Origin of the sequence: Anaerorhabdus sp., assembly GCF_036641015.1 — a bacterium.
Classification (GTDB): Bacteria; Bacillota_I; Bacilli_A; order Erysipelotrichales; family Erysipelotrichaceae; genus Anaerorhabdus.
Genome location: NZ_JAVWFO010000076.1, coordinates 1 through 5,302 on the forward strand (window position 1 = coordinate 1; position 5,302 = coordinate 5,302).

A 5,302-nucleotide genomic window follows, 5' to 3' on the forward strand; every position below is an offset into this window, starting at 1 on the left:
AATAAAAAAAACGTCCTAACAAAGGACGTTTAATAACGCGGTACCACCTTAATTCATAGTATTGCTACTATGCACTTTACACTCGTAACGTGAGATACGTCTTATCTTTGCAATAAGAGGCTCCAAGGTGTATTTCTTAAATGTTGTAAGTTCTTCACATCTACCAGAACCTTTCTTGATACAACTAATTTAAGCTCTTTTCTTTTCATCGCTTTCGTAAATTATAGCTATTTACATTTTCCTTGTCAATTACTTAGTAGAATGACGTGGTGTAAATAAGTAACTCAACTCAATTTCGTTTTCATCAATTTCATCATTTTGTAACATTTTTGTCATTACACGCATTGATACCATTCCTAAGTCATAAGAAGGTATTGCAAATGAAGAAATTTGTGGACGCACCATTGAGTTATATTTTGTATCGATAACGCATACTACTTCCATTTCATCTGGAACTACAATTCCATTTTCCTTCGCTGCATTACATACAGCCATCGCTTGCGAATCACGATTCGCAATAATTAGGTCATGTTTATGCTCCTTCAAATAATCTCTCATAAAATTATATGAAGTACGATATGAATCTGGAATTTCCAAGTAATTATTAAATTCTAATCCTTTTTCTTTATATGCTCTAGTAACACCCTTAATCATTTGACTAATTGCATATTCATTTTTTCTATCTTGGATAATAGCAATGTCTTTTTGACCATTGCTTAGATATTTCATTGATAGTTCATAAACAGCTTTTTCAATATCAACAAACACTGAGCAAATGTTGTGACCAGCCATTTTATTACCAATTATTACAATCGGTATATTGTATTTTGATAATGTATCCATTTCATCAATCAAAATTTTATCATTATAGATTACAACTCCATCTACATGAGATTTGATAATTGTTTCTATAATATCACTAATATCGGTAACCCCTTCTGTTGTAGTGTGCAACATAATATTGTAGTTATACATTCCTGCAACTGCAATCACACCATTGATAATTTGGCCAGTATACGTAAAACTTGCTTCTGGAATTACTAAACCAATTGTTGTTGTCTTTTGAAGGGCTAACCCTTGGGCAATCGCATTTGGTTTATATCCTAATTTCTCAATCGCAGCCTCTACTTTATCACGAGTAGGACCTTTCACCACATCAGAACCGTTGATTACACGAGATACTGTCGCTAGTGATACACCTGCATCTTTTGCAACATCATATATCGTTACTCTTTTCATCGTCAGTTCCTTTCTCTTCATTATTCTTATCCTCAATCTTATGAATTACTTTAGATTCAGGTTTAAGCCAATCTTTAATTTTATCTGCCGCTTTATCAGCAAATTCCACAGTAGCATCTTTAGCTTTTTCGATTTTATCACTCACTTCAGGTGAGGTTACAAAATCATTCACAGCTTTTTTAGCCTTATCTGTTTCCTTAGAAACAAAATCCACTGCTTTATGAACATTTTCATTTTCAGCAACTTTCTCAAATCCTTCTGTAATTTTTTGTCCTAAATTACTTGCAGATTCCTTTGCTGCTTCTAATGTATCTTTAAGCTTCTCACTGTTTTTAATTTCTTGAATTTTTATAACTGCTTCATCATATGCTTTAAGAGCACCATCTTTTATAGATTGCACAGTCTCCTTTAACTTATCATTATTTTGAATATTCTCTAATGCTTCTTTAGCTTGCGCATAGGCACTTTTTAAAGACTCTAAAGTCTTTGAACGAATAGATTCAATTTTTTCTTTAGACTGTTTATCCATGTTAAACGGAATTATAAAATTATCATTTTCATCATTTGCTGTTTCAATTTCATCAATTTTCTTTTTTAAATCATCTACTGTCTTTTCAATAGAATCTACTGTTTTGTTTTCCATAAATACCTCCTAGAAGTTTATGATATCGTCATCTTCTTGCGTTTCTTGTTTTACGGTTTTATTTAATTTCTCGTTAATATAACTTTTAACAGTTCCCATATTTTCAGATACATATTCACTTGCTTGTTTTACTGCTGCATAACTTTTATCATGTACTTCATCAACTGTATGACTAAGTTTAACTGCAGTATCTAATGGTGCTTGTGCCTTTTCGATACTCTTATCTACCAATTTCATAGTACCATGAAATTCTTTTACAGATCCATCAACTGTCTTCACCAAATTTGTTAATTTTACTAATAAAACACAAAGAAAAATCAGTACAATAACTCCTAAAATAGGAAGCAACTGAACTGATAAGTTTTGCGCTGCCTCTATAAATTCATTCATATAATGTCCACCTCACAGTATTATTATACCAAGAATGTAACATTTTTCAAGAATTTTGATAGCGCTTTACTTTGTTTGCTAATTCGTAGATATCTTTACTAGACATAAATAGGTAAACAGCCGGTTCTTCCTTAGCTAAAATTGCTGCTCCATTTTCATCTTCAGTTAGTATTTTTGATGACGGAATCCGTTCTTGTAAATAATGAATGTCAATATCTATTCCATCCTCTTTATCATCAATACTAGTAAAATCACACAAGTAAACCTCATCAGCTTTACTCAAAGCCTTTGCAAATTGATCAGCAAAATGGAATACTCTAGATACTCTATGAGGTTTAAAAATAGCTACTAATTTCTTATTTGGATAACGTTTTCTAGCAGCATCTATTGTTATCGATACTTCTGTTGGATGATGTGCATAATCATCAATAAATACATTATCTTTTACTTCTTCAACAACAAAACGACGTTTTACTCCACGGTATGAACATAAACCGCTTTCTATTTGTTCACCCGTTAAACCTTCAAGATATCCAATACCAATTACTGCAAGAGAATTCCATAATAAGTGTCGTCCTACAAATGGGAGTTTAAAATGGTGTTTAAACTCACTTTTAAATGTGACATCAAATTCCATTCCCTTAGTATCTTCTATTATATTAATTGCACGTAAGTCATTATTTTCGCCTTCACCATACCAATAGTGTTCGCAAGCTATATTTAATTTTCTAGCTTCCTCATCATCTCCATAAATCATCAATGTTTTTTTAATGTTCTTAGAAAATTCTTCATAAGCTAATCGATAATCTTCATCAGATTTAAAATAATCAACATGATCTATTTCAACATTAGTAATAATTGCATAATCTGGTTTATATGCTAAAAAATGACGTCTATATTCGCATGATTCAACACATAAATACTTACTATCTTCATGAATCACTCCAGTACCATCGCCAATTAAATACCCTGTTGGAAATACTGTATCCATCATTGCTGATAGCATACCTGTGGTAGTTGTTTTTCCATGACTTCCAGCAACACTGATAGATGTATAACGAGACATCAAAATACCCAAATATTCATGATATCGATAACATGTAACAGTTGGGTTATTTCGTGCTGCAATTACTTCTTCAAAGTCTTCTTTAAAAGCATTTCCGATAATTACGGTCATGCCATTCTTAATATTGTTTGAATCGAATGAATCGATATGAATATTTCTAGCAATTAAAGGTTCCTCAGTAAAGAAATGTTTAGATAGGTCACTACCTGAAACTTCCTCCCCTAAATCATGTAATATGCATGCCAAAGCAGCCATACCAGTTCCTTTAATCCCTATAAAATAAATCATATTAAATTCTCCTATTCGTTTTCGTCATCAAACAAACTCATATTACGACTGTTGATAACTTTCTTTTCTGAATATTCTTCTTCCTCAAGTTCTGCATTATCAACTTTTTTCCCTGATAGTGCTGCAGTTCTAGCTAAAATATCATCTAAAGTTAGATTAATCATATCTCTTTCAGCCTTTATCTCTTTTTCAGTTGCCTTTGTAGATTTAGCTGCTTCAAGTTTAGCTGCATTAGGTTCAGCAGTTTTATCTATACCATACATTGGTGAAATAACTGTTCCAATTTTACTATCGCCAACTTTCTTTTTAGGAGATGTAGGAATAATTGCTTCTGCATCCTTTTCATCAACACCAAAAATAGGACTAATAACTGGAGTAAATTCGTATGTAGTCGTATATGTTTTCTTTTTAGAACTAGTCACTGCTTCTTGACGTTGTTTAACCACTTGCTTAACTTCAACAAGTTCATCAACATTCATACTAATTTTTTTAGATTCTGGTTTTGGTTCTTCTGTTACAACTTTTGCATGAGGATTTGGAATTTGCAGCCCATCAATAGACTCACTAGATAATAGTGGTTTTGGTGTTGCAGATTGAGCTTGAACAGGTTTTCTAACTTGTTCAGTAGCATGTTGTTCACGAACTACTTTCTTTTCTTCTCTTTTTAAAGGTAGAGGTGTTGGTGCAACATCTTCATAAACCTCTTCTTCTTCAATTACTTCTTCCTCTTCAAATAATAAACCCATTAGTTTTTTCATAATTATTATTCTCCTTGTACTTAATCATCTATTCTGGTGTTCCAAAATTGTCTGAAGCATAATTCTCATCCGGCTGTGGCGTTGCTGTAGCGCCTGGTACTTTGCTTCCATAATCATCTGATTGATAGAATTCATTACCCATAACACCACTTCCAATATTTTCACCAAGATTTGTTTTATCAGAAATCATTTCATCTACTCTTCCATTTTCCGGTACTGCCACTTCAAATAGATTTAATGCTTCTTTCTTATATTGAATTGCTTCCTTTGATGAATATGCTGAAATTATCTTATCAGAATGTACTTCAATTGTCCTTGCTATCTTCAACATCTCACCAGCAGCGCTAATTACTTCATTTTCATTTCCAACTGTATAAAAATTCATAAACTGTGTTTCTAACAATAACACATATAGATTATCATATTGATACACATCGCAAATATAATCATAACTATTCAAATCAAAATCATCATACTGACCTGTTATTTGAAATAACAAATTCTCAGTATTTACCACATCTTGACTGTTTAATGCGTCAGTATAATATTTTTGACTTATTATTTTTGACACATTCAAATTCATTACAAACTGTACACCATCCTTCGAAAAAATATTATTAGAAGGATTAGAAGAAAATTTACCTATACTTGGTTCAATATAGTAAGAATAGAATTCTTTCCTATTATTTCCTTCAACAGTAGTTTGTGTATTAACAAAATCAAATTCTTCCTGTATTCTCTCTTGAAATGATTGAGTGGATTGCGTACATCCAAATAAAAGAAATACGACTAGTATTAAACAAATGCGCTTCATTTACACCCTCCTACTCTATGATATAGTTTACCACAATCTATGTTTTATTTGCTACTTTTTGCAAACAAAAATAGCACGATAGATAGGTTGTCCTAAACTCATGA

Annotated in this window: 6 protein-coding genes and 1 other annotated feature; all 6 genes read right to left on the reverse strand. The window is 31.9% G+C overall.

Features of this window, described 5'->3' with window-relative positions; genetic code table 11:
• Positions 1-18: 18 nt before the first annotated feature.
• Positions 19-218, reverse strand: a binding site (T-box leader).
• A gap of 31 nt (positions 219-249) precedes the next feature.
• Genes RR430_RS08750 through RR430_RS08775 form a run of 6 tightly spaced genes read right to left on the reverse strand, consistent with a single transcriptional unit; the run spans position 250 to position 5,198 of the window.
• Positions 250-1,239, reverse strand: coding sequence for a LacI family DNA-binding transcriptional regulator (locus tag RR430_RS08750; protein ID WP_332488716.1), 990 nt, complete (start codon positions 1,237-1,239; stop codon positions 250-252).
• Positions 1,217-1,882, reverse strand: a complete 666-nt coding sequence (locus tag RR430_RS08755; protein ID WP_332488715.1) for a hypothetical protein — start codon at positions 1,880-1,882, stop codon at positions 1,217-1,219. The genes RR430_RS08750 and RR430_RS08755 overlap by 23 nt, the downstream gene beginning before the upstream one ends.
• Positions 1,883-1,891: 9 nt before the next feature.
• Complete coding sequence (locus RR430_RS08760; RefSeq protein ID WP_332488714.1) at positions 1,892-2,272, reverse strand: hypothetical protein; 381 nt, start codon at positions 2,270-2,272, stop codon at positions 1,892-1,894.
• Between the two features lie 46 nt (positions 2,273-2,318).
• Positions 2,319-3,626: a UDP-N-acetylmuramate--L-alanine ligase gene (gene murC, locus RR430_RS08765; protein WP_332488713.1), complete on the reverse strand. Its 1,308-nt coding sequence runs from the start codon at positions 3,624-3,626 to the stop codon at positions 2,319-2,321.
• An 11-nt stretch (positions 3,627-3,637) separates the two neighbouring features.
• On the reverse strand, positions 3,638-4,384 hold the full coding sequence (locus RR430_RS08770; RefSeq protein ID WP_332488711.1) for a hypothetical protein: 747 nt from the start codon (positions 4,382-4,384) through the stop codon (positions 3,638-3,640).
• Between the two features lie 28 nt (positions 4,385-4,412).
• Complete coding sequence (locus RR430_RS08775; protein WP_332488709.1) at positions 4,413-5,198, reverse strand: hypothetical protein; 786 nt, start codon at positions 5,196-5,198, stop codon at positions 4,413-4,415.
• Positions 5,199-5,302 lie beyond the last annotated feature (104 nt).

Coding starts and splice junctions, on each gene's coding strand:
- RR430_RS08750 (WP_332488716.1), bottom strand. CDS start 1,239: ATGAAAAGAGTAACGATATATGATGTTGCAAAAGATGCAGGTGTATCA.
- RR430_RS08755 (WP_332488715.1), bottom strand. CDS start 1,882: ATGGAAAACAAAACAGTAGATTCTATTGAAAAGACAGTAGATGATTTA.
- RR430_RS08760 (WP_332488714.1), bottom strand. CDS start 2,272: ATGAATGAATTTATAGAGGCAGCGCAAAACTTATCAGTTCAGTTGCTT.
- murC (WP_332488713.1), bottom strand. CDS start 3,626: ATGATTTATTTTATAGGGATTAAAGGAACTGGTATGGCTGCTTTGGCA.
- RR430_RS08770 (WP_332488711.1), bottom strand. CDS start 4,384: ATGAAAAAACTAATGGGTTTATTATTTGAAGAGGAAGAAGTAATTGAA.
- RR430_RS08775 (WP_332488709.1), bottom strand. CDS start 5,198: ATGAAGCGCATTTGTTTAATACTAGTCGTATTTCTTTTATTTGGATGT.